The sequence below is a fragment of the Clostridium sp. AM58-1XD genome (assembly GCF_003464085.1).
Lineage (GTDB): Bacteria > Bacillota > Clostridia > Lachnospirales > Lachnospiraceae > Lachnoclostridium_A.
This window is the reverse complement of sequence record NZ_QSDR01000015.1, coordinates 37,855-60,330: the sequence shown is the minus strand read 5'-3', so window position 1 is coordinate 60,330 and position 22,476 is coordinate 37,855. Positions and strand designations below refer to the sequence as shown.

Sequence of the window (22,476 nt, the reverse complement as noted above, 5' to 3'; positions counted from 1 at the left end):
CATATGCGCAGAAAAGTTGGAACAGCAGTACAGCTGATTGACGGATTCACCATGAAGCCGGTGGAGCTCCCTTCTATCGTAACATCATGTGATAACCGGGTGCCGGTAAGGAAAAAGGGGGCGGTCTGGATCTTTTGGGAAAGCCGGGAGGCTGCCGGAAAAATTCTTGTGGAGAGCCCCTTCTTTTTCAAACAGGAACAGGAATTCCCGGTACCGGTGGGCGGATTGCAGAGAATCTGGATGGTTCCCAATACAAAGTACCCTTATCCGTCTGAATGTGACATGTCTCTGACAGAAAAAGCGGGCGTACCCGGTGAAGATATCGTTCTCCCACTGGAAGGGACGGAGGGAAATATATGGCTGGCAGAAGACTGCCGTACGGAATCAGGAACAAAAGAAGAGCCGTACATCAGCCTCGTTTTTACCAGGGGGCTGGAAATATGGCCGGATGTCTTATGGATTGAGGCAGATGGAAAAGGAGAAGCTGTATTTCTCATGGGCAATTCAGGATATGCGGATGAAAAAAGGCGTTCAGACGGTACTATAATCAGACGCTTTCAATTAAGGAAACAGCTGTCGGTAAACTATATGGCGGACAGAGCCGTATGCAGGTTCGTTTACCATACGGCTGTGGATGGAGATGGAGCTTATCTCATTCCGCGGAATTTATCAAATAAATTGATATATGAAATGGAATAACCGGATCATCGCATGGCTTTGCGGCGCATACAATGGTCCTGCTGACAGGGAGGTAAACGATGGCAAATTGTCTGCGTACAGGTTCAATTTTAAAATGCTCCTGTGGGAGCGCTCCATGTGTACTGAATGTGCTTCCAACGGCAAAAGTGATGGCAGGGCTTCCGGTCGCCAGTGTAGAGGATCAGAAACCGTTCATCAATATTCCCACATTCGTAATGTGTTCATCAAAACAGAATCCGGCTGTAATCGCCGTAATAGCGGCTAAAGCCGGTACCAAGGCACCGTGCGTTCCCGTAACGATCAAACCGTGGTCGCCGGGCAGCAAACATGTGATGATCGGAGGGAAACCGGCCGCAACAGGAGATTCTAAGACTAAGTGCGCCTGGGGAGGCACAATTCAGGTACAGGAACCGGGAGTAAAGAATATTCAGGTCAAATAGAGAAGGGATTTCATGAAGCGTTGGATAACTGGAATTTTAGGGATTATGCTTGCACTGCTGGCCGGAGCAGCCGGTATGTGGCATAACCGTCTGTATACACTGAAGGGAGTCAGCGATGCTCTGAAAGCAGAGGATGGCTTCTATTTAATTGATAATGAAGGGGAGAACTTTGACTTTTTTCATATTGATGAAAGCGGGACCATAATGGCTTCTATTCGGGAAAAGAAACTGGACGGAGAATGGTGGAGCAGTTATTACAGTCTGACATCAGATTCCAAAGGAGGCGTGTATGTATATGGATACCGCGTATCCATGGAAGACAAGGCTGTGGATTCTGCAGTTTACCGATGTGATTTTGACAGCGGAAAGCTCGTGCGGGTATGGACGCTTCCGGAACAGAAAATGATGAAAGTACAGGTACAGGACGGACATCTGTACTATGCCGCTGAGGACGAAGGGGCGGCGTCATTCTATTGTCAGGACCAGAACGGAACTGTGGTGAAGGTAAGGGATATTCCAATACCATATGGAAATGTCAGGGACGTCCATTATGATTTGACAAATGACATCCTGTTTGTAACCGATTATCATGGAAAAATATATGAAGACACAGAATACGTGTGGGAAACGGAAGAGGATAAAAATGACCATGCCCATATTTCTCTCGGCGACAGGCAGATCATCTTTACAGATATTTCCGACGGCGGCGTCTGGATGGTGAATACGGAAACAGAAGAAGAGAAGAAGCTGTTTGATACGGATCATATAGACATTCCGGCAGAGGGACTGGAGTACAGTGATGTCCTGCCGCTTCAGTATGATGAGTATGGCCGCTTTACAGCGGGCGTCGATATGGATGGAAACCACCGCGTATTCGGGTGGTTTGATGAGAACGGACAATGCCTGCTTTTGAGGAAAACGCTGAATAAGTCCGTACGTCTTCTGGCTGCTGACGGAATCCTGTTTGTTCTGGCGGCTGCATCAGCAGAGGCAGTCGTGGCTTTTGGAATGTGGTTTTTTTATGGATATATGCATATGATGCCGGTTATTGTCAAACTTCTTGGAATCCTTTTGCCTGCTATTTTTGCGGCAAGTTTTTTTCTGAGCCAGAGAATTGAAGAAGGAATCAGAAAAAAGATGGTGTATTCGGATTATAATCTTCTCTATATGATTGGAGAAGCTGAAATGAAGAGCGCAGATGTGGACAGCCTGAACGACATTCTGCTGACGGATATTCCAGACGGAAGTGAATATAAAAGGGTATTGGGAGCGGTCGGGGAGCAGGACGTAAATTCCAAAGAGGCGCTTAGAACGGTAATCGATGGAGAAAGCGGAAAAGAAAATATTATTACGGTAAAATCTTATCAGTGGATTTACCTGCAGCGTGAAGGAAATCTTCGCTACGTTGTGGCAGACGATTGCTATTATGGCGCGCGTGTGGACTATTACCGCGACCGGCAGCAGATGGAGCTGATGAAAAAGGCCATGGAAGAAAAAAAGCTGATACAGGCGGAGTATAATGACCAGGAAGGGAACTGGCTGGTCATCTACATTCCGATTGAGGACAGCAGCAGCCATGTGCTGGGCGTAATGGAAAGCGGCATGAGCCTTGGAATGGTGCTGTATCAGATGGAGCAGCAGATGAAGATGGTGCACCTGATGATCGGGATCATCATGGCAGTGTTAGCCGGTGTTTCCGTATTGCTGCTCGTTATTTTCCTGCGGCCTCTGGGACGTCTGAAACGGGCCGTATCCAGCATGACCGAGGGAAATCTAGGGGTGACGCTGAAAGTCTGCGGTCATGATGAAATTGCCGGTGTAACAGCTGCGTTCAATGAGATGTCGGAACGGTTAAAAGAACAGATGGATTGGATTCAGCAATGTGCGGACGGATATGAAAAGTTTGTTCCGGAACAGATTTTTCGGATTTTAAACAGAAAGACGATTATCGACGTGCAGCTTGGAGATCAGAAAAGTCTTACCGCAGCGGTTGCAGTCATGAAAAACAGCGGATTTCGAACGATGACGCACAAAGCGGACGGGCAGGAAATCTATGACGGAATGAATCAGTTTCTGCGCCAGACAATTCCGTTTGTCAACGAAAAGAACGGTGTCGTCGATCAGATTACAGAAGATGAAATTACGGCCTTTTTTGAAAACGGCGGAAAAAATGCGCTGGATGCCGCGATCCTGGCCTGTGAAAAAAACAGGGGAAACTGCCGTGCGGCTCTGTCTTATGGACAGATTCGTGTGGGCATCGTTGGGGAGGTGCAGAGGACGGCAGTGGCTACGATTTCCAGACTGGGTTCACTGAATGAATTCCTTCAGGAGACTGGAAAAAAATATGGGGCGCAGATTCTCGTTACCGGAACGCTGGCGGAGCAGGTGGAGGATTTTAAGACATCATACCACAGCCGGCTGCTGGGCTATGTGTATATTGAAAAAGAAGACCGGATGGAGCCGGTTTATGATGTCTATGACGGAGAAGGACTTCCTGGAAGACGGGAAAAAGAAGAAACGTCAGAGCTGTTTGAAAAAGCTCTGTCTGACTTCCTGTCCGGCCGCTATTATGAAGCAAGACAGAAATTTGCAGCAGTTTTAAGACAGAGCAAAAACGATCTGGCAGCCCGGTCTTATGCATACCGGTGTGACAGGTACTGTCAGAACGGCGGGGAAGAAAGGAACATTTTCCTGGAGAGATATTAAGGGCAGAGGAACGAATATGGAATATTTGGGACAATACGCAGACTATTTTCATGAAGAACAGGCGGTTCAGCCATACTGCTGCGAAAGAGAAGCACTGGAAGAAATTATGTCTATGGTGGATCTGTGTCTGGAACATGCATTTTACTGGAAAGACGCAAATAACGAACGGCTGGACATGAGGGGCATTGTCATCACACCGCAGGAGTGCGGAGCAGCTCTTACGGAACGAAGGCTTTCTGCTCTGAAAGAGCGGGAATTCAGGATGAAGGAAATTAGGGACGGACAGAAACAGGAACTGTCATACGCTCTCAATCATATCCGGAAAAGAGCCGGCTGCTCGATCGAATCAGACCGGGATATCCGGGTGTGGAGGCTCATACGTGACAGAGAATTGAATACATTGGAGCAGATCGTGTTTTTCGTTGCCCTCTGTAGCGATTTAGACAGAAAATATGAGCGTCTCTATGGATATCTTCAGGATAATGTAGCGGCAAAACTGCCGACAGAAGGCCTGGGACTGGCACTTTTCAGCCTGTTTGAGGACTATGGCGGCGAACTGTGGCTTTCGGAAAAAAGCCGCGTATGGGAACTCCTGGATCAAACGGAAGAGAGAGAGCGGAAAGAATCACGGCTGTCGGCTGTACTGGCAGTCAGAGAGAATGTTTTTTCCTATATAAAGGGGGAACGGGAGGCGGAAGACGGAGAGGGAGAACTGGGGCGCCTGACTACCCGGATAAAATGCAGCTACGTCTGGGACGATCTGATTTTGGAGGAAGAACAGAAAGACCAGATGAGGCATATGTGCGCACAGATAAAAAATAGAAAAAAGGTGCGTGAAGAGTGGGGCTTTGGCAAGAAGTCGCCTTATGGAAACGGAATTTCGGCAGTCTTCTTTGGCCCTCCCGGAACAGGAAAGACAATGGCTGCACAGGTGATCGCCAGGGAGCTAGGGCTGCCTTTGTACCGGATCGATATTTCCAGGATTGTCAGTAAATATATCGGGGAGACGGAAAAGAATATATCCTCTCTTTTCCATGAAGCAGAGGGAAAGAATGCCGTGCTCTTTTTCGACGAAGCCGATGGACTGTTTGCAAAGCGTTCTTCCGTGACCACGTCCAACGACCGGTATGCGAATATGGAGACCGGCTATCTTCTGCAACGTTTTGAGGACTATGAAGGAGTATCGATTTTGGCAACCAATTATATCAACAACATGGATGACGCGTTTAAGAGAAGAATCCGCTTTATGGTCCGTTTTCCGTTTCCGAACCCCGCCATGAGAAAAATCATGTGGAAGTCCATGTTTCCGAAAGAGGCGCCAATTGAAGAAGGTCTGCCGACTGATTTTCTGGGAGAAAAATTTGAGATACCGGGAAGCGGAATACGGGAGATTATCATGAATGCGGCATATCTGGCGGTGGAAGAGGGAAATGCCATAGGCGGCAGGCATCTAAAAGGTGCCATAAGAGGTTATTACCAGAAGCTGGGACGAAACCTGACGGACGAAGAACTGCGGGGATAGAGCCTGGAGACGGAGGACAAAATAATTTTTTCCTGTATACATTTCGTCAAAATCCGATTATAATGCATATTAGAAATGTGAAGAAAGGAAAGAATGGATATGATTATTACACAGACTCCATTCCGCATGTCATTTTTTGGAGGCGGAACGGATTTTCCTGATTTTTATAAAGAGCACGGCGGTGCGGTGATTTCCACTACATTTGATAAATACTGTTATGTAAACGTACGTCATCTTCCCAGATTTTTTGATTATACGACGGAACTGTCCTATGCGAAAACGGAGCGGGTGACATCTGTGGATCAGATCGAACATCCGGCGATCCGCGAGGCGATGAAGATGCTGGACATGCATGAAATCAGACTGACATATGAGGCGGACCTGCCGGCCCGTTCCGGCCTTGGAACCAGCAGCTCTTTTGCAGTCGGAATGCTGAATGCATTCTATGCGCTGAAGGGGAAATATGCGGATAAGCGAAGACTGGCAGATGACGCGATTTATTTAGAGCGGGTTCTGTGCAGGGAAAGCGGCGGCGTACAGGATCAGATTGCAGCCTCCTTCGGCGGCCTCAACAGGATCAACTTCAGCGCAGACGGATACGAGGTAAGCCCGGTGATCATTTCTCCTGAGAGAAAGGAAGCGTTAAACAGCAAGCTCCTTTTGTTCTTTACGGGATTTTCCAGATTTTCTTCTGATATTCAAGTGAAGACGCAGCAGGCTCTGCACGATAAACAGGCTCAGCTGCTGGAAATGCTGAAACTTGTTGATGAAGCAGAAGCAGTGCTGACATCGAAGACGGATTTAAATGATTTTGGACGTCTTCTCGACTATACTTGGAAGCTGAAACGGGGGATCACAGGTGATATCTCCACGGACTCCATCGACGGCCTTTATGGAAAAGCGATGCAGGCAGGCGCCCTTGGAGGAAAGCTTTTAGGGGCGGGAGGCGGAGGTTTCCTGCTGTTCTACGTGGAGGAAGACAGACAGGAAGCTGTTAAGGAAGCTCTCTCCAACCTTCTCTATGTGCCGTTCCGCTTCGAAAACGGAGGTACGAGAGTGATTCATTATACACCGGAAACGTATGAGAAGAGATAAGTTCATATAAAAAGATAAGGACTGTCCCGAACATTATGAACGGGAAACAGAAAGCCTTTGGAAAGCGTAGTACAGAGCCGCAACGTGAACGGCCTGAACGATATCGTTGCTTTCCAGGGCTTTTTTTAATTGGTCTTCTGTGAGGACGACAACCTCCAGATCTTCCGTCGAATCCAGAAGCTGATCAGAGGTGCGTTCACAGCCTGTGATCAGATAGCAGTGGGCAAAATTACTGATACAGGTGGCATTCGGAGCGATCTTGCATAAAAATTCCGGCTGATTCCCGGAGAAACCAGTTTCCTCCAGCAGCTCTCTGGCAGCGGCGGCAGCGAAATCTGCATCAGAAGATTCTGTGCAGCCTGCCGGAAGCTCCAGAAGAATCTGTTTCGTACCATGCCGGTACTGGCGGATCATGATAAAATCATGATCCTTTGTGACCGCTACGGCGACGACAAAGTCAGAAATGTGATTTACATAAAAAGGTTCAATTACAGTTCCGTCAGGCAGCTGACAGGAATCTGCATGGAGATCAATCCATTTATCTTTAATTATAGTTTTGGAGCTGAGGAGCTTCCAGGGTAAAATTGCCATGGTATACACGCCTTTCTAATAATAAATGCGGACGGAGAATTCAGCCTTCAGCAGCCTTTCATGCTGCAAAGGTCAACCTGGCCCGGAGTATTTCGAGTATTACCTATCTTATATTTTCTTAATATCCTTTATATTATAAACATTTATAATGCCGGGGCAGAAATTATTTTGTCTTCATGATACTTGCAGGCGGATGTGCTGATTATGTTTTCGCAATTCTGCCTTGGTTATTAAAGTGTAGCACAAACTGGCCAGACATGACAATGAAAAAGATTTAAAATATGTATGTAACACTTTTGTAATATTTGTGTGCATTTTCGATAAAAAGTAAAGAAAACGACGGAAATTATTAAGAATTAATAAAGTGGTTGACGGATAAAAGAAAGTAGTTTACAATAAGAACGTAACATGATTTAACAATTATGTAATAATAAAACGGAAATGTAATTTTTACTAGAGATAAAACGGATTTAATTTTGGGGAAATATAAAAAATATTGCAGAGGTGTTATATGAGTTTAAAAATGATAAGAACGATAGGGTTTGCAGCAATGTGCGGAGCGATGATGGCAGTACAGCCGTTTACATCGTTCGCGGCTCCTGGACTTCAGGCGAATACGGGCTTATTACAGAATTATAAAGCGACGGTTCTCGCAGACAGTGTAGACGTGAAGACGGCGGTTGAAGGCGGAGAGGTTCTGACGGAAGCGCTTCAGGGAGCGACCTTTCAGGTGGCGGAAACCGTTGGAGACGGATGGGTTCGCCTGGATGTCGGCGGCGAGACAGGATATCTTCCGGTTGACGGTAATATTTCTATTATCGGTCCGAATGGAGAAGATATTACGAAAGAAGTACAGAGCGACAGCACAGCAGCAGCTCCTTCGTCTGACGAGCGCAGACAGAATCTTGTGAATTATGCGCTGCAGTTTGTCGGAGGACGTTATCGTTACGGCGGATCAGACCCGCATTCAGGTGTTGACTGTTCCGGATTTACCCGTTACGTCCTGCAGAATGGAGCAGGCGTTTCAGTTGCCAGGAGTTCCCGCTCTCAGGCAAATCAGGGACAGGCAGTAAGCGCGGAGCAGATGAGGCCGGGGGACCTTGTTTTTTATGCAGGAGGCGGATCGATCGATCACGTTGCTATGTACATCGGGAACGGCCAGGTAGTTCATGCTTCTACATACAGAACGGGCATTAAAACATCTCCATGGAATTATCGTGCACCGGCTAAAATCATGAATGTTATTGGCGATTAAAATTTTTGTATATTTGTATAAATTAAGTTCATATGAGCCATACTAACCTCGTAATAAAAATTTGAGTCAAGTCAGGAGGTTATAACATGGCTAACAAGAATAACTACAACGATATGAACAACTCTGGTTCTAGAAATTCTCAGAACAACGGCAGCCAGAACAACAATCAGAACTGCCACAAGGACAACAGCCAGAACAGCAGTCAGAACAGCAACAAGAATAACAGCCAGAACAACAACCAGAACAACAACAGATAGTAACAAAAAGAAAAGAGCCGTCGCCCACTATATGGGAGGCGGCTCTTTTTGGCGCACAACGGACATGTCTGGCATATCTTAATATATACAGGTACAGCCGCAGAGCGTACAAACTGTAAGGAAGGAATGAATCATGATGACAGGTTACCGGCAGACGCTTTATGCAACCATCAGCTTTCAGGAACTGGAGCAGTGGATGGATCAGGAGGTGCCCATGAAGATAATCGATTTAAGGGATGCCTCTTCTTATGCCGCTTCTCATTTTACAGGAGCCATCAACCTTCCATATGAAGAAATGGATGACTGGCTGACAGATCTGCCATGGGGAGAAACGCTGGTATTTTACTGCAGCAGGGGCAGTACCAGCATGATGGTGTGCAACAGGCTCAGTACAGCAGGATATATGGTTGTAAACGTAGCCGGAGGCTATACTTTTTATAAAGGCAGGTATACAGAACGAATGAATGATTGACAGAAGATGGATGAAAGCTTTAAAATGGTACTAATGTGAAAATACGGAGGTATACGCGATGAAATATATGATTGCTTCAGATATACACGGGTCAGAATACTACTGCAGGAAGATGCTTGAAGCATGGGACCGTACAGGTGCGAAGAAGCTGCTGCTTTTGGGAGATATTCTGTACCACGGTCCAAGAAATGACCTCCCCAGGGACTATGCCCCTAAAACGGTCATTTCTCTTCTGAATGAAAGGAAAGACAGCATCTATGCCGTCAGAGGCAACTGCGATGCAGAAGTCGATCAGATGGTTCTGGAATTTCCGATTATGGCGGATTATGGGCTGATCTGTGTAGATGGTATTGCCATATATATGACTCACGGTCATATATTTAATGAAGATAACCTTCCGCCTCTTATGGATGGGGATGTGCTGCTCCATGGACATACCCATCTGCTGAGGGCGGAGCGGGTTCAGGCCGGAGAGGCAGAAAAATCGGTTATGATTCTGAATCCTGGCTCCGTAGCGATTCCCAAAGGTGGAAATTCGCCTACTTATGCTGTCCTGGAAGACGGATTATTTCAGATTGTGACGTTTGAAGGTGAAATTGTAAAAGAGTTATTACTGAAGAAGGAAATATAAAATATTGGAGGATATACGATTTGAAAAAAACATACGAACTGATTGCACCCTGCCATTTTGGAATGGAGGCAGTTATGAAAAAGGAAATTCTCGACCTGGGCTATGAAATTTCTCAGGTAGAGGATGGAAAAGTTACGTTTCTCGGTGATGATGAGGCGATCTGCCGCGGCAATGTGTTTCTGCGTTCTGCGGAACGGCTGCTTTTAAAAACAGGAAGCTTTCAGGCCACGACGTATGAAGAACTGTTTCAGGCGACGAAGGCGATTCCCTGGGAGGATTATATACCGAAGGATGGAAAGTTCTGGGTGGCAAAGGCTGCATCCATAAAAAGTAAACTATTCAGTCCTTCTGATATCCAGTCCATTATGAAAAAGGCTATGGTAGAGAGGATGAAGCAGGCTTACGGGATCGAATGGTTTCCCGAAACAGGCAGCAGCTATCCGGTAAGAGTCGCTTTGTACAAAGACCAGGTGACCGTAGGAATAGATACGACGGGAGTATCTATTCATAAAAGAGGATACAGAACGCTTACCAGCAGGGCGCCTATCACGGAAACGCTGGCTTCTGCACTGATTATGCTGACTCCATGGAAAAGCGACAGGATTCTGGTAGATCCTTTCTGCGGAAGCGGAACATTCCCGATTGAGGCAGCTATGATTGCAGCCAATATGGCTCCTGGGATGAACCGGTCATTCCTGTCGGAAGACTGGAAGAATCTGATTCCGAGAAAAAGATGGTATGATACGATGGATGAGGCGAACGACCTGGCCGATCCAGGAGTGGAAGTGGATATCCAGGGGTACGATGTGGATGGAGATATTGTCCGGGCGGCGAGAGCCAATGCGGAAGCTGCCGGGGTCGGCCATATGATTCATTTTCAGCAGCGTCCCGTAAGCGAACTGAGCCATCCGAAAAAATATGGCTTTTTAATCACAAATCCTCCTTATGGAGAGAGGATAGAAGAGAAGAAAAACCTGCCGGAGCTTTATCGGACACTGGGTGAAAGATTTGCGGCGCTCGATTCCTGGTCTGCCTATATCATTACGGCGTATGAAGATACGGAGAAATATATGGGCAGAAAGGCTGATAAAAACAGAAAGATCTATAATGGTATGATGAAAACATATTTTTACCAGTTCATGGGACCGAAGCCGCCAAAAAGAAAAGCGGGAGAACAGGATTGAATATTATAAAAAAATCGATAAATCTTTTATCGTGCGCCGCCGCATGCCTTTTTTTTACATGCTGCGGTATCAAGACAATCGGACGGGAAGCGGGAGAGGCCGGAAACCGGGAAAATATTCAGAGCCAGACGGAAGGCCGTGTACAGAATGAGGAGGAAGGACGGAAAGAGGAGGCAGACAGCCGTGAGCAGGAGCAGGCGGCAGGGCCTGCCATGGAGCTTCCCGCTTCTTTTGATTTACGCAGGGAAGGCCGCATACCTGAAATAAAAAATCAGGGAGAGCTGGGTACATGCTGGGCGTTTGCCTCTCTGACGGCCCTGGAGACATCTCTTCTGCCAGAGGATCAGCTGAATTTTTCGGAAGATCATATGTCTCTGAACAAGAACTTTTTGCTCGGTCAGAATGATGGTGGAGAGTATACGATGTCCATGGCATATCTCCTTTCCTGGCAGGGGCCGGTTTTGGAGACGGATGATCCCTATGGAGACAAGGTCTCGCCGGAAGGGCTGAAACCTGTAAAGCATATTCAGGAAATCCAGATACTGCCGGAGAAAGATTATGACAGTATAAAACGGGCGGTTGTTCAGACCGGCGGGGTACAGAGCTCTCTGTATACGTCGCTGAAGGACTCCAGAAGCGAGTCTGAGTATTACAATAAGACGGAAGCTGCATATTACTATGACGGGAAAGAAAAGCCAAATCACGATTCCGTTATCATTGGATGGGACGACAATTATCCTAAGGAGAATTTTAATAGTCAGCCACCGGGAGACGGCGCATTTCTGTGCATGAACAGCTGGGGAAAGGAATTTGGAGACGGCGGCTGCTTTTATGTTTCCTATTATGATACGAACATTGGAATACATAATATCGTTTATACGGCAGCAGAGGACACGGATAATTACAGCCGTATCTATCAGAGCGATCTGTGCGGCTGGATCGGGCAGCTGGGATATGGCAGCGATACAGCGTGGTTTTCAAATGTTTACGAGGCAGAGGGACAGGAGCAACTGAAAGCAGCCGGATTTTATGCCATTGGGGCTGGTACTTCCTATGAAATCTATGTGGCCCGGAATCTGGATGAAGAGGAGAAGATGAGTGAAGGAGGCCGGGATATCTTTGGAGCCATGCAAAAGGCGGCAGAAGGATATCTGGAACAGGTGGGGTATTATACGATTTTGCTGGACCAAGAGGTTATTTTAAGCAAGGGCGAACGTTTTGCGGTAATAGTAAAGATAAAGAGTCCGGGCCTGATTCATCCTGTTGCGATCGAATATGATGCGAAGGACGGAAAGTGCAGCATTGACTTAACCGATGGAGAGGGGTATATTAGTTTACAGGGAGATATCTGGGAACGTGTGGAAGAGAAACAGGGCTGCAATATCTGCCTGAAAGCGTACACGGAGGAAAAATAATGAAGGATAAAATTGTATTTGCAACAGGCAATGAGGGAAAGATGAAAGAAATCAGACTGATCCTGTCCGATCTGGGAATGGAAATCCTTTCCATGAAAGAGGCGGGAGCAGATATGGATATTGAAGAAAACGGCAGTTCTTTCGAGGAAAATGCGGAGATCAAGGCCAGAGCGGTATGGGAAAAGACCGGCGGGATTGTACTGGCAGATGATTCCGGCCTTGTAGTAGATTACCTGAACGGAGAGCCGGGAATCTATTCGGCCAGATACCTGGGAGAAGACACGCCGTATGAAACGAAGAATCAGATGATACTGGACCGGGTGAAAGAGGCTACAGGTGAGGAAAGAAGCGCGCGGTTTATCTGCGCGATCGTTGCGGTGCTTCCTGATGGCAGCGTACTCCATACAGAGGCGTCCATGGAAGGCAGAATTGCTGAGAAGGCAGCGGGAAACGGCGGATTCGGATATGATCCAATCCTCTATATTCCCGAATTCGGGGTGACTTCCGCCGAACTTACCATAGACCAGAAGAATCGAATCAGCCATAGAGGAAAGGCACTGGAACTGATGAAAGAGGAACTCAAAAAGCTTTATGGGGAGGCTTAATATGAGAATTTTGATCGTAAGCGATACCCACAGACGTGATGAAAATTTAAAGAATCTCCTGGCAAAAATGTGTCCGATCGACATGCTGATCCATCTGGGCGATGCGGAGGGAAGCGAAGATAAGATTGCCAAATGGGTGAATCCGGAATGCCGTCTGGAAATGGTGCTTGGCAATAATGACTTTTTCTCCAGCCTGGACCGAGAAAAGGAGATTTCGATCGGCCGGTATAAGGCGCTTCTGACCCATGGCCATTATTACGGCGTTTCACTCGGGCCGGAGGGAATTATGAGTGAGGGAAGAGCCAGAGGAATGGACATTGTGATGTTCGGGCATACACATCAGCCGTATCTGCATCACTATAATGGACTGACCGTTTTGAATCCGGGAAGTCTTTCTTATCCACGCCAGGATGGAAGAAAACCGTCCTATATTATGATGGAAATTGACGGAGACGGAGAAGCACACTACGCGGTTAACTTCCTGGAGCGGAAATAGATCATGAGAAATTAAAAAAACGGAAAAAGAACAGTTGACAAGGCAGGAAGCATAGTATATAATAATTTTTGCGTTCACGGCGAGGCGGTTTATGGATGCTTTGCTTTCTGCATAAACGGGGTGTGGCTCAGCTTGGCTAGAGCGCTGGTTTGGGACCAGGAGGTCGCAGGTTCGAATCCTGTCACCCCGACTTGAAAATTTCATATTATGTATTATGCGGGTGTAGTTCAATGGTAGAACACCAGCCTTCCAAGCTGGATACGTGGGTTCGATTCCCATCACCCGCTCTTTTTATTGCCAGGAAACCTTTAAAACAGGTTTTCCTGGCATTTTTACGTTAGTCGTTTGTCTGAGCCGGGGATTTTCTGTAAATTCTTGTGTATACAGATCAATTGACAATTTTGCAGGCAGCATTTAGACTGTTCGTATATGGAGGTAATGCAGAATGAAGATGGATGGAATTATATTTGATCTGGACGGAACGCTGTGGAATTCAGCTGAGCCTGTCGCTGAGTCATGGAACCTTGTAATCGAAAAGAGACTGGGAAAAGAGGCCAGGATTACGACCCAGGATATACTGGCCTGCATGGGAATGCTGATGGAGGATATCGGAAGAGCACTTTTCCCCGAGCTTCCGGAAGACGAGATGCGTTCTCTGCTGAAGGAATGCTGCGCATATGAAAATGAATACGTAGGAAAAACGGGTGGAATTCTCTACGATGGGCTGGAAGACACGCTGAAAACACTTTCGCAGAGAATCCCTCTTTTTATTGTGAGCAACTGTCAGGAAGGATATATTGAGGCTTTTTTTAAGGCGCACGGACTTCAGCATTATTTTAAAGATTATGAAAATCCGGGAAGAACAGGGCTTGCAAAATCTGGGAATATCCGTTTGGTAGCAGAAAGAAACAGCCTGAAAAATCCTATTTATGTAGGCGATACTCAGGGAGACTTCAGCGCCTCTAAAGAAGCAGGGGTTCGGTTTGTATTTGCCAGATACGGATTTGGAGAGGTTAAGGAGGAAGACTGCACCGCTGTGATCGATCATTTTTGTGAATTAACCGGTTTAGCGGAAGGGGAATAAAGAAATAAGAGAATAAAATTACAGAAATAAAAAATATTAAAAAAAATTAGCACTCACCTATTGACAGTGCTAACAATACGTGTTATAACATATATAGAACAAAGGAACAGGAATTATAAAAAGAAAAAAATAAGTTTTTTATTCCCATAAGTCCCCAAGTTCCAGGAAACAAGGTAAACAAACATAATTGATTGGTAAAAGAAGGAGAGATGACTTATGTTAATGCCTAGTATTTTTGGAGAAGATTTATTTGATGAGTTCATGAAAGATTTTCCGTTCTATGATGACAAAGCGGAAAGGAAGCTTTATGGCAGGAGGGGCAGAAACCTGATGAAGACCGACATCAAGGAGACGGATGAAGGCTTTGAACTGGAAATAGACCTTCCTGGATTTAAAAAGGAAGAGGTAAAGGCTTCTTTGGAGAATGGTTATTTAACCATAACGGCAGAAAAGGGCCTGGATGAAGAAAAGGAAGAGAAAGGCAAATATATCCGCCGCGAGCGTTATTCCGGTATCTGTGAAAGGACTTTCTACGTAGGAGAGGCGGTTACAGAGAATGACATTAAAGGGGAATTTAAGCATGGCATATTGAGGCTATTTGTACCTAAATTAGAGGCAAAACCAGAAGTGGAAGAGAAAAAGTATATTGCAATCGAAGGCTGACAGAGCATTGCTTTTTCATAGAAACGACGGGAGTGCCGCAGGATTGAAATCATCAATGCCTTCGGTTCCGGATGGGGTGACCTGGTCACTCCATCCGAAACAAAAGCTGGTATAGGAGGCACGGTTGGTTTTTCTTCTGCGGCGCTCTTATTTTTTGCTTATACGGGAGTGAGTGCAGGGGATGGGAAAACACAGTTACAGAAAACCGCTACGCTCCACTCACAAAAAACACCTCGCGGGATATTACCTGTGAACAGTAGCGAAAAAATAACATAATTTACAAAAAATGAAAAATCTGCTTGACAGGAAAGAATACTTATTGTATACTACTTTTGCTGTCGAGAAACGGCAGAATAAATTTTATATGAGTCTGTAGCTCAGTTGGATAGAGCAACGGCCTTCTAAGCCGTGGGTCGGGGGTTCGAATCCCTTCAGGCTCGTTTGCATTTTTGCTTTTCAAAGCATGACTGCAGATTTATGGTGGGTATAGCGCAGTTGGTTAGCGCGCCAGATTGTGGCTCTGGAGGCCCAGGGTTCGAATCCCTGTATCCACCTTTATTCCTTCGGGAATTTTTTTTTTATCCAAAAATAATGGGCCATCGCCAAGCGGTAAGGCACAGGACTTTGACTCCTGCAGTCGCCAGTTCGAATCTGGCTGGCCCAGCTATGGGATATTAGCTCAGGTGGTAGAGCACTTGACTTTTAATCAAGTTGTCCGGGGTTCGAATCCCCGATGTCTCAGGCGGATGAAGCAGCATGTCATATAAAAGGCACCTCATTCTATGAAAGACATGTATGATTCTCCAACTAAATAATCATTTTTTGCGGGTATGGCGGAATTGGCAGACGCGCCAGATTTAGGTTCTGGTTCGAGAGAGTGCAGGTTCAAGTCCTGTTACCCGCACGCGAAAAGTACCGTATATGCGGTACTTTTTTTAGTTTATGTTGCATTTCGTGTTGCATAATGCTGGAAAAAGGCAAAAGACTGGTTTGAATTTATGAAAGAAAGAGCTGCGCACACTTGGTGTATCTCCAATGAAACTGGTTTTCATTTGCCATATTTTGAGGTATGATAGAAAAAGAGAGGGGGAGTGACTATGAGAATTATAATTTTATTAACTGTTCTTTTTGGCCTGTATTATATTATGGAAAAAGACTGGAAAAGGGCTTTTTTAGCTTTAATTATTTTTTTGATTGAATTTATTGTGCAGGCGCCACTGACGGAAGTGCTCAATAGAGACAATAGCTCTTCCTCTTCGGGAGTTTACAGAGAGTCAGCCGCCGGATCAGGGACGGAAAAGATGGCTGGCAGCAGCGATTACATATTTCAGGATAGCAATATCAGGAAATTGACACAGAACGAACTGAAAGGGAAAAGCAGCTGGGAACTGAGAATTGCCAGGAATGAGATATTTGCCAGACATGGCAGACAGTTTGCAGATGCACAATTACAGAAGTATTTTGAAAACTGTTCTTGGTATAATGGTAAAATAGATCCGAACAATTTCAATTTCAGTGAAATGCTGAATGAATATGAAAAGAACAATATAAAACTGATCAGCGAGTATGAGAAACAGTGCGGATATCAATAGGTTATAAAATAAAAGAAGGAAACACGGAGGAAGAAATTGAATAAAACTGACTTAAAGGCATTCGGCTTTACTGACCGTTTTGAGCGCGAGGCGCAACTATACAAAGAATTATATCCAGGCCGCGTTTTATCCCAGCACAGGGATATTTACAGGGTGATAGGGGAATACGGTGAGATGACGGCTTCGGTATCCGGCCGATTCCGCTATGAATCCGCTGTGGTATCAGCTTTCCCTGCAGTCGGTGATTTTGTTATGGTGGACCGGAAAAGTGATGAAAGCGGCAGCGCCGTAATACACCATGTGCTTTCCAGAAAAAGTATTTTTATCAGGAAAGCGGCGGGAACAGCTAATAATGAACAGGTTGTGGCAAGCAACATCGATACCGTATTTATCTGCATGTCCTTAAATAACGATTTTAATCTGCGCAGGCTGGAACGGTATCTGGCAGTCTGCTGGGACAGCGGCGCCATACCGGTTATCATTCTGACAAAAGCAGATTTGTGTGATAAAGTGGAGCAGCTTATTTATGAAACATCCACGGCAGCGGCCGGCGCTGAAATTATCGTCACATCATCTGTTGATGGGGAAGGATATTCCGCTGTAATGAAATACATCAGGCCAGGGGAGACAGTCGCTTTCATCGGCTCATCCGGTGTAGGCAAATCTACCCTTATCAACCGCCTGATTGGCGAAGATAAGCTGGATACAAACGGCCTGCGGGATGATGACAAGGGCAGGCATACGACAACAAAGCGGGAACTTATCATGCTGGACAATGGCGGTATGGTAATTGACACACCTGGCATGAGGGAAATGGGGTTAGAGAGCGCCGACTTATCCAGGTCATTTTCCGACATTGAAGCATTGGCAGAACAATGCAGATTTCGTGACTGTTCACACACGAAAGAACCTGGCTGTGCCGTTTTACAGGCTATCAGCGACGGCCGCCTTTCGGCAGACAGCTGATGAGTTATCAGAAGCTGGAAAAGGAAGTACAGTACGAGGGGCTCGATTTCAAAGAAATTGAGGTGAAAAAATTAAATGAAATGTTTAAAGAGGCAGGAGGGATAAAAAACGCCAGGAAGTATTTAAGGGAAAAGGATAAACGAAGATAGGCGAAGGAAGACGGCCAGAGGAGCAAACGAAGAGGCCGCTGCAAGAAGAAAGGGGATAAAAAATGATCTATAAGAATTTTCAGAATATGAAATTATCAGCGCTTGGTATGGGAACGATGCGTCTGCCTGTGATGGAGGGAAACGAGGCAGAAATCGATGAAAAGTCCGCTGCGGAAATGATCGCTTATGCGATGGAGCATGGAATTAATTATTATGATACTGCATGGGGCTATCATAACGGCTGTTCTGAGACTGTAATAGGAAAAATTTTGAGCAGTTACCCGCGGGAAAGATTTTTTCTCGCAACAAAATTTCCAGGTTATGATCTCCGGAACATGGATAAGGCAGAGGAAATTTTTGAAAAGCAGCTAGAAAAATGTAGAGTGGATTATTTTGACTTCTACCTTTTCCATAACGTGTGCGAAATGAATATCGACGGGTATCTGGATGAAAAATACGGTATATTCAAGTATCTGATGAAACAGAAGGAAAATGGGCGGATCCGCCACCTTGGATTTTCAGCCCATGGCTCATACGATGTGATGAAGCGCTTTTTAGATGCCTATGGTGAGCATATGGAGTTTGGTCAGATACAGTTGAACTATCTGGACTGGTCTTTACAGGATGCAGAAGCAAAAGTGGAACTGCTCAACGAATATCATATTCCGATCTGGGTTATGGAACCGCTGAGGGGAGGAAAGCTTGCACAGCTTTCAGAAGAAAACATTGCAGAACTGAAGGCTTTGCGCCCGGATGAGGCGGCGCCTGCATGGGCATTCCGTTTCCTCCAGGCTATTCCCAATATTACCATGATCCTTTCCGGTATGTCCGACTTTAAGCAGATCCAGGAGAATATACATACGTTTGAAACGGAAGAACCGTTGAATGAGCAGGAGATCAAAACGGTTATGAAGATTGCAGATCAGATGGTAAACGGTGTCCCCTGCACATCCTGCCGCTACTGTACCAGCACTGCCCACAAGGACTGGATATCCCCAGGCTTTTGAAGCTGTATAATGAATATATATTTTCAGGCGGAGGATTTATCGTGCCGAGAGCGGTCATGTCTATGCCGGAGGATAAACGGCCCGAATCGTGTATCGGCTGCAGAAGCTGTGAAGCGGTCTGTCCTCAGCAGATTAAAATATCAGAAGTGTTTTCAGAGTTTACTGCCAGACTGAAGGAATAAAGCTGCCGCATACATTAATCCGGCTGCGAATGATTCGGAATAAACCATAAGAAAAAGCCGTTCAGGCACGATTGCTGAAACGGCTTTTTCTTATGCCGGAAATTCGAACTATTGCGGCTCTTTATGATTAAAAGGCGTTTTTCGACGAAATTTGACGAACGAATTTCATTGTATTCCATTATTTTCCATTTTACGATAAAGTTTGAGCTTTATCGTATGAATTTGATAGGAGGCAGTTCCGTGGAAGACATGAAGAATGAAAAATTCGTTCGAACGACATTGAGACAACTGGGCGCTGCACAGACCTATCGGGGATTTGATTATACGATCGATGGCGCACTTCTTATTCTGGAAGATGAGAATCGTTTAAAATATGTTACGAAAACGCTGTACCCTGATATTGCTCAAAAACATAACACCAGCTGGTACTGTGTAGAGCGGGACATCAGGACAATTGTAGATGTAATCTGGAATAATGGAGACAAGGAAATGCTGCTGTGCATGAGCGGCGAGAACCTGGAGGAAAAACCGAATAATGCTAAATTCCTGAAAATTCTGTCAGAGTATGCCGCGAAAATGAACCAGAATCATTCTTGCAGCGGAAGCAAAAGCTTTAACGATGAAAAATGCAGCGGAGAAAACTGCGAAAAGCTGACAAGGATAAAAAATCAGGTAAAGAAATTGGAAGAGGAAAATAAAAAGTTAAAAGAGACGATAGGCTGGATGTATCGCATGATATGGGATTTGATAAACAGGATGAAAGACAGTAGATAGGATGAATAAGAGATGTGGAAAGATAACAAGGGAATGACTCTGCTGGAATTGACGATAGCAGTAACGGTCCTGGCAGCAGTTTCTGTGGCTGGTGAAAGCGTAATCAGACCAAAGATTGAGAAAAACAGGATGAACCGTCATATTGCGGAGGCGCAGATGGTATATGAAGCCATCACTGTATATCTGGATGATGCGACATCAAGAGGAACTGTGGACGATTTTTCCCTGTATGAAGATTTGATGATGTATCCTGTTGGAGACGAAAAAAACAGCTTATATGAAATGCTGAAAGGCATGTGCTCAGATGACATAAAAATCGTGAGAATTTCCTTAGACCGAAAAAAGACGAAAATATCGGCAATCGTGTGCAGAGTCGGAGGGTATGAAGTAGAAATCCGGGATGGACGCATGGATGGGTGTATAAAAATTAAACAGTCATAACAATAAGGCAGGCAGCCATTACCTCAGAAGAGGTAGGCTGCCTGCCAGTTTATTTACCAGTTTTTTAGGACCGCATATGCCGATTCCGAGATACGTGTAATCTCCTTCTTCGGACATGGCGGCTCTTTTCATGAATTCGTCGTATTCATTGCACCCCTGTGCGATATCGGAGAAATCGACGACGGTGAGATCGGAAAATTCCGGCTGGTAAAGGCGGCTTCGTATTTCATGAAGCTTCTCTTTATCTGCTTTCAGGACGGGCACCGGGAAGGCGATAATGCCCAGATGAGGCAGGCCGTTCTTATCGTATACATCGCAGCCTACGGCATCGGGCATGTGCTTGCCCAGCGTAATGCCCATAATGGCGGCTGTGTTGGCGATAATTCCGACTGGAAGTTCATTGTCAATGATCATGACACATTTTTTATTCTGCATATCCATGCTTTACACACTCCTTTTTTGATTTTCTACTCTCAGACAGGAAGAGGCCGACCAGGGTCAGGGCGATGCCGCAGACCGCCGTTTTTGTTATAGTCTCCTTCAGTATTAGGGCAGAAGTAACGGTCGTAATCACGGGAACCATATAGATGTAGACGCTTGTTTTGACAGATCCCAGCACCCGCACGGCAAAGTTCCATGTCACGAAGCAGAGGCAGAGGCCCCGAAACCGAGAAACATCAGGTTAAGCAGGTTTTTCATGTCCATGAATTCCCCGGCGGTTACATGGAAATCGGTGAAAAACAGGGTGGGAATCATAAAAATAAGCCCATAGAAAAAGGTGCGTCTGGTAGTCTGAATGGTGAGGTATCCAAAGGTGCTGATCTTTTTCGTAATCGTAGAATAAGCCGCCCATATGATTGCAGCGCAGACAGCCAGAATATCACCCATAGGGTTCAGGCGGAGCTCTGTTCCGCTGTTGAAGCTGATCAGGCAGATTCCTGCCATGGCTATGAGAAATCCCAGGAAGAAACGGATTCCAGGCTTGGTGTCATGCAGGAACAGGCAGCAGAATATAGCGGTGAAAAAAGGTGCGATGGAAATGATTACGCCGACGTTAGAAGCCAGTGTAAACGTCAGCGCTATATTTTCAAAGAGATAATAAAGCGTAACTCCGCAGAGGCCGGCGGCGGCAAAATACCATTCCTGTTTGCCGTCGGCAAGCGACAGCGTTCTGGGGCATACGATCCATAGTGCTGCATATCCGATCAAAAAGCGGATAAACAGGATTTCCACAGGGGTAAAGGAATGGAGCAGTACTTTTGTGGATATGAAGGTGGTTCCCCAGATAAATATGGTGATAAATGCGGCGGCATGGCCTGAAAATGTACGGTGGTCAGTCATGGTGTTCCTCCTTGTTCTGCGGCTGGCCGGTACCCTTGGGAGCGGTAAATATCCTCTGGTACTGTTTGGGCGTCAGACCGATAAATTCTTTAAAATAATTGGTGAAATGGCTTTGGTCAGAGAAGCCGGCCATACTGGCCGCTTCGATCGGCGGGATTCCGGTTTCCAGAAACTTTTTTGCACGGTCCAGGCGGATTGTCTGGAGATACCGGTAAGGGGAAACCCCTACCTGTTTTGCAAAGGAGCGCAGGAGATAGGATTTGCCGAAATTTGTCATGGAGAGCAGATCATCCAGGGTGATATTTCTTCGAAATGTTCTTCCATATAAGTGCACAGAGTCCTGATCTGATGGTTGGGCTGGGAAATATCAGCGGTTTCAAAGGGGGATACATATTCCTGAAGAATCTGTTCCAGCAGGTAATAAAAGTGTTCTTCTTTTTCAAGCATAGGAGAACACTGGAGAATCGCGCTGTAAAGGCTGTCAATTGACCGGGTGATCTCACTCTGATAGACGACGTTTTGCGTAAAATGGGGAGTAAAGGGTTTTCCCGTAATTTCCTGGACCGCGGACTCCATAATATCCGGATTGATATTGACGGCACGGTAATCGAGAAGCTCGCCATTTATAGGTGCACAGTAGTGATTATCATGAGGATTGAACAAAATCAGGTCCCCGGCTGACAGATCGTATTCCACATTTTTACACCACAGATGACGTCTTCCGCCTTCGATAAAGCCGATTACATAATATTCGTGAAAATGATTTGGGAACTTCTGAACGATACCGCTTAAGTTATAGGCTTCTATGTTCAGGTCCCTGTCATAGTAAACATGGCGCTGTTCCTGTTCTGAAAGCATGGCAGTCCTCCTTGCTGGCTGATTCTTATGTTACCGGTCTATCTTATCATG

At 45.8% G+C, this 22,476-nt stretch carries 20 protein-coding genes, 7 tRNA genes and 4 pseudogenes; 27 read left to right on the top strand and 4 right to left on the bottom strand.

Annotated elements, in window-relative coordinates:
* Positions 1-3: 3 nt before the first annotated feature.
* From DXA13_RS10785 to DXA13_RS10765, 5 genes are all read left to right on the top strand, one after another.
* Positions 4-699, top strand: a complete 696-nt coding sequence (locus tag DXA13_RS10785) for a hypothetical protein (RefSeq protein WP_118244295.1) — start codon at positions 4-6, stop codon at positions 697-699.
* A 59-nt stretch (positions 700-758) separates the two neighbouring features.
* Positions 759-1,139, top strand: coding sequence for a DUF4280 domain-containing protein (locus DXA13_RS10780; protein ID WP_118244293.1), 381 nt, complete (start codon positions 759-761; stop codon positions 1,137-1,139).
* 12 nt (positions 1,140-1,151) lie between these two features.
* Positions 1,152-3,845, top strand: a complete 2,694-nt coding sequence (locus tag DXA13_RS10775) for a HAMP domain-containing protein (RefSeq protein WP_118244291.1) — start codon at positions 1,152-1,154, stop codon at positions 3,843-3,845.
* Positions 3,846-3,861: 16 nt separating this feature from the next.
* Positions 3,862-5,367, top strand: coding sequence for an AAA family ATPase (locus tag DXA13_RS10770; protein WP_181995619.1), 1,506 nt, complete (start codon positions 3,862-3,864; stop codon positions 5,365-5,367).
* A gap of 99 nt (positions 5,368-5,466) precedes the next feature.
* Positions 5,467-6,462 carry a kinase gene (locus DXA13_RS10765; protein ID WP_118244287.1) on the top strand — a complete coding sequence of 332 codons (996 nt, stop codon included), beginning with the start codon at positions 5,467-5,469 and terminating at the stop codon, positions 6,460-6,462.
* Positions 6,463-6,495: 33 nt separating this feature from the next.
* Here the strand turns inward: DXA13_RS10765 and DXA13_RS10760 are convergent, their stop codons facing one another.
* Positions 6,496-7,053 (bottom strand): NUDIX hydrolase, encoded by a 558-nt coding sequence (locus DXA13_RS10760; protein ID WP_118244284.1) that lies wholly within the window; start codon positions 7,051-7,053, stop codon positions 6,496-6,498.
* Positions 7,054-7,564: 511 nt separating this feature from the next.
* On the opposite strand from DXA13_RS10760, the gene DXA13_RS10755 reads away from it, so the two are divergent.
* The 22 genes and pseudogenes from DXA13_RS10755 (at position 7,565) to DXA13_RS10655 (ending at position 20,226) form a co-directional block, all read left to right on the top strand.
* On the top strand, positions 7,565-8,308 hold the full coding sequence (locus tag DXA13_RS10755) for a C40 family peptidase (RefSeq protein WP_181995618.1): 744 nt from the start codon (positions 7,565-7,567) through the stop codon (positions 8,306-8,308).
* An 86-nt stretch (positions 8,309-8,394) separates the two neighbouring features.
* Positions 8,395-8,565, top strand: coding sequence for a hypothetical protein (locus tag DXA13_RS21000; RefSeq protein ID WP_181995617.1), 171 nt, complete (start codon positions 8,395-8,397; stop codon positions 8,563-8,565).
* 133 nt (positions 8,566-8,698) lie between these two features.
* Positions 8,699-9,037, top strand: coding sequence for a rhodanese-like domain-containing protein (locus DXA13_RS10750; RefSeq protein WP_243009075.1), 339 nt, complete (start codon positions 8,699-8,701; stop codon positions 9,035-9,037).
* A 58-nt stretch (positions 9,038-9,095) separates the two neighbouring features.
* Positions 9,096-9,668: a phosphodiesterase gene (gene yfcE / locus DXA13_RS10745; RefSeq protein WP_118244282.1), complete on the top strand. Its 573-nt coding sequence runs from the start codon at positions 9,096-9,098 to the stop codon at positions 9,666-9,668.
* Positions 9,669-9,730: 62 nt separating this feature from the next.
* The gene (locus tag DXA13_RS10740; RefSeq protein ID WP_118244406.1) at positions 9,731-10,852 is read left to right on the top strand and encodes a class I SAM-dependent RNA methyltransferase; all 1,122 of its coding nucleotides are present in this window, start codon (positions 9,731-9,733) and stop codon (positions 10,850-10,852) included.
* Positions 10,849-12,267 (top strand): lectin like domain-containing protein, encoded by a 1,419-nt coding sequence (locus DXA13_RS10735; protein WP_243009074.1) that lies wholly within the window; start codon positions 10,849-10,851, stop codon positions 12,265-12,267. The genes DXA13_RS10740 and DXA13_RS10735 overlap by 4 nt, the downstream gene beginning before the upstream one ends.
* A complete protein-coding gene (gene rdgB / locus DXA13_RS10730) occupies positions 12,267-12,872 on the top strand; it encodes an RdgB/HAM1 family non-canonical purine NTP pyrophosphatase (RefSeq protein ID WP_118244279.1) in 606 nt (201 codons plus the stop codon). The genes DXA13_RS10735 and rdgB overlap by 1 nt, the downstream gene beginning before the upstream one ends.
* 1 nt (position 12,873) lies before the next feature.
* Entirely contained in the window at positions 12,874-13,368 is a 495-nt protein-coding gene (locus DXA13_RS10725) for a YfcE family phosphodiesterase (protein ID WP_118244277.1), read from the top strand.
* 116 nt (positions 13,369-13,484) lie between these two features.
* Positions 13,485-13,558, top strand: a tRNA-Pro gene (locus DXA13_RS10720).
* Positions 13,559-13,584: 26 nt separating this feature from the next.
* Positions 13,585-13,655 (top strand) — tRNA-Gly (locus DXA13_RS10715).
* A gap of 158 nt (positions 13,656-13,813) precedes the next feature.
* Entirely contained in the window at positions 13,814-14,452 is a 639-nt protein-coding gene (locus DXA13_RS10710; protein WP_118244275.1) for an HAD family hydrolase, read from the top strand.
* A 216-nt stretch (positions 14,453-14,668) separates the two neighbouring features.
* Positions 14,669-15,115, top strand: coding sequence for an Hsp20/alpha crystallin family protein (locus tag DXA13_RS10705; protein ID WP_118244272.1), 447 nt, complete (start codon positions 14,669-14,671; stop codon positions 15,113-15,115).
* 366 nt (positions 15,116-15,481) lie between these two features.
* Positions 15,482-15,555 (top strand) — tRNA-Arg (locus DXA13_RS10700).
* Between the two features lie 40 nt (positions 15,556-15,595).
* A tRNA-His gene (locus DXA13_RS10695) sits at positions 15,596-15,669 on the top strand.
* A 38-nt stretch (positions 15,670-15,707) separates the two neighbouring features.
* Positions 15,708-15,779: transfer RNA gene (locus tag DXA13_RS10690), tRNA-Gln, on the top strand.
* A gap of 4 nt (positions 15,780-15,783) precedes the next feature.
* Positions 15,784-15,856 (top strand) — tRNA-Lys (locus tag DXA13_RS10685).
* A gap of 83 nt (positions 15,857-15,939) precedes the next feature.
* Positions 15,940-16,019 (top strand) — tRNA-Leu (locus DXA13_RS10680).
* A 193-nt stretch (positions 16,020-16,212) separates the two neighbouring features.
* A complete protein-coding gene (locus DXA13_RS10675; protein ID WP_118244269.1) occupies positions 16,213-16,707 on the top strand; it encodes a YARHG domain-containing protein in 495 nt (164 codons plus the stop codon).
* Positions 16,708-16,743: 36 nt separating this feature from the next.
* A pseudogene (rsgA, locus tag DXA13_RS10670) lies at positions 16,744-17,822 on the top strand (ribosome small subunit-dependent GTPase A).
* Positions 17,823-17,884: 62 nt separating this feature from the next.
* Positions 17,885-19,011: pseudogene (locus DXA13_RS10665) on the top strand (aldo/keto reductase).
* A gap of 249 nt (positions 19,012-19,260) precedes the next feature.
* Positions 19,261-19,785, top strand: a complete 525-nt coding sequence (locus DXA13_RS10660; protein WP_243009080.1) for a sporulation initiation factor Spo0A C-terminal domain-containing protein — start codon at positions 19,261-19,263, stop codon at positions 19,783-19,785.
* Between the two features lie 12 nt (positions 19,786-19,797).
* Positions 19,798-20,226 carry a prepilin-type N-terminal cleavage/methylation domain-containing protein gene (locus tag DXA13_RS10655; protein WP_118244265.1) on the top strand — a complete coding sequence of 143 codons (429 nt, stop codon included), beginning with the start codon at positions 19,798-19,800 and terminating at the stop codon, positions 20,224-20,226.
* An 18-nt stretch (positions 20,227-20,244) separates the two neighbouring features.
* Here the strand turns inward: DXA13_RS10655 and DXA13_RS10650 are convergent, their stop codons facing one another.
* From DXA13_RS10650 to DXA13_RS10640, 3 genes and pseudogenes are all read right to left on the bottom strand, one after another.
* Positions 20,245-20,667, bottom strand: coding sequence for a DUF2000 domain-containing protein (locus DXA13_RS10650; protein WP_118244263.1), 423 nt, complete (start codon positions 20,665-20,667; stop codon positions 20,245-20,247).
* Positions 20,651-21,567: pseudogene (locus DXA13_RS10645) on the bottom strand (DMT family transporter). The gene DXA13_RS10650 and the pseudogene DXA13_RS10645 overlap by 17 nt, the downstream one beginning before the upstream one ends.
* A pseudogene (locus tag DXA13_RS10640) lies at positions 21,560-22,425 on the bottom strand (AraC family transcriptional regulator). The pseudogenes DXA13_RS10645 and DXA13_RS10640 overlap by 8 nt, the downstream one beginning before the upstream one ends.
* Between the last annotated feature and the right edge of the window lie 51 nt (positions 22,426-22,476).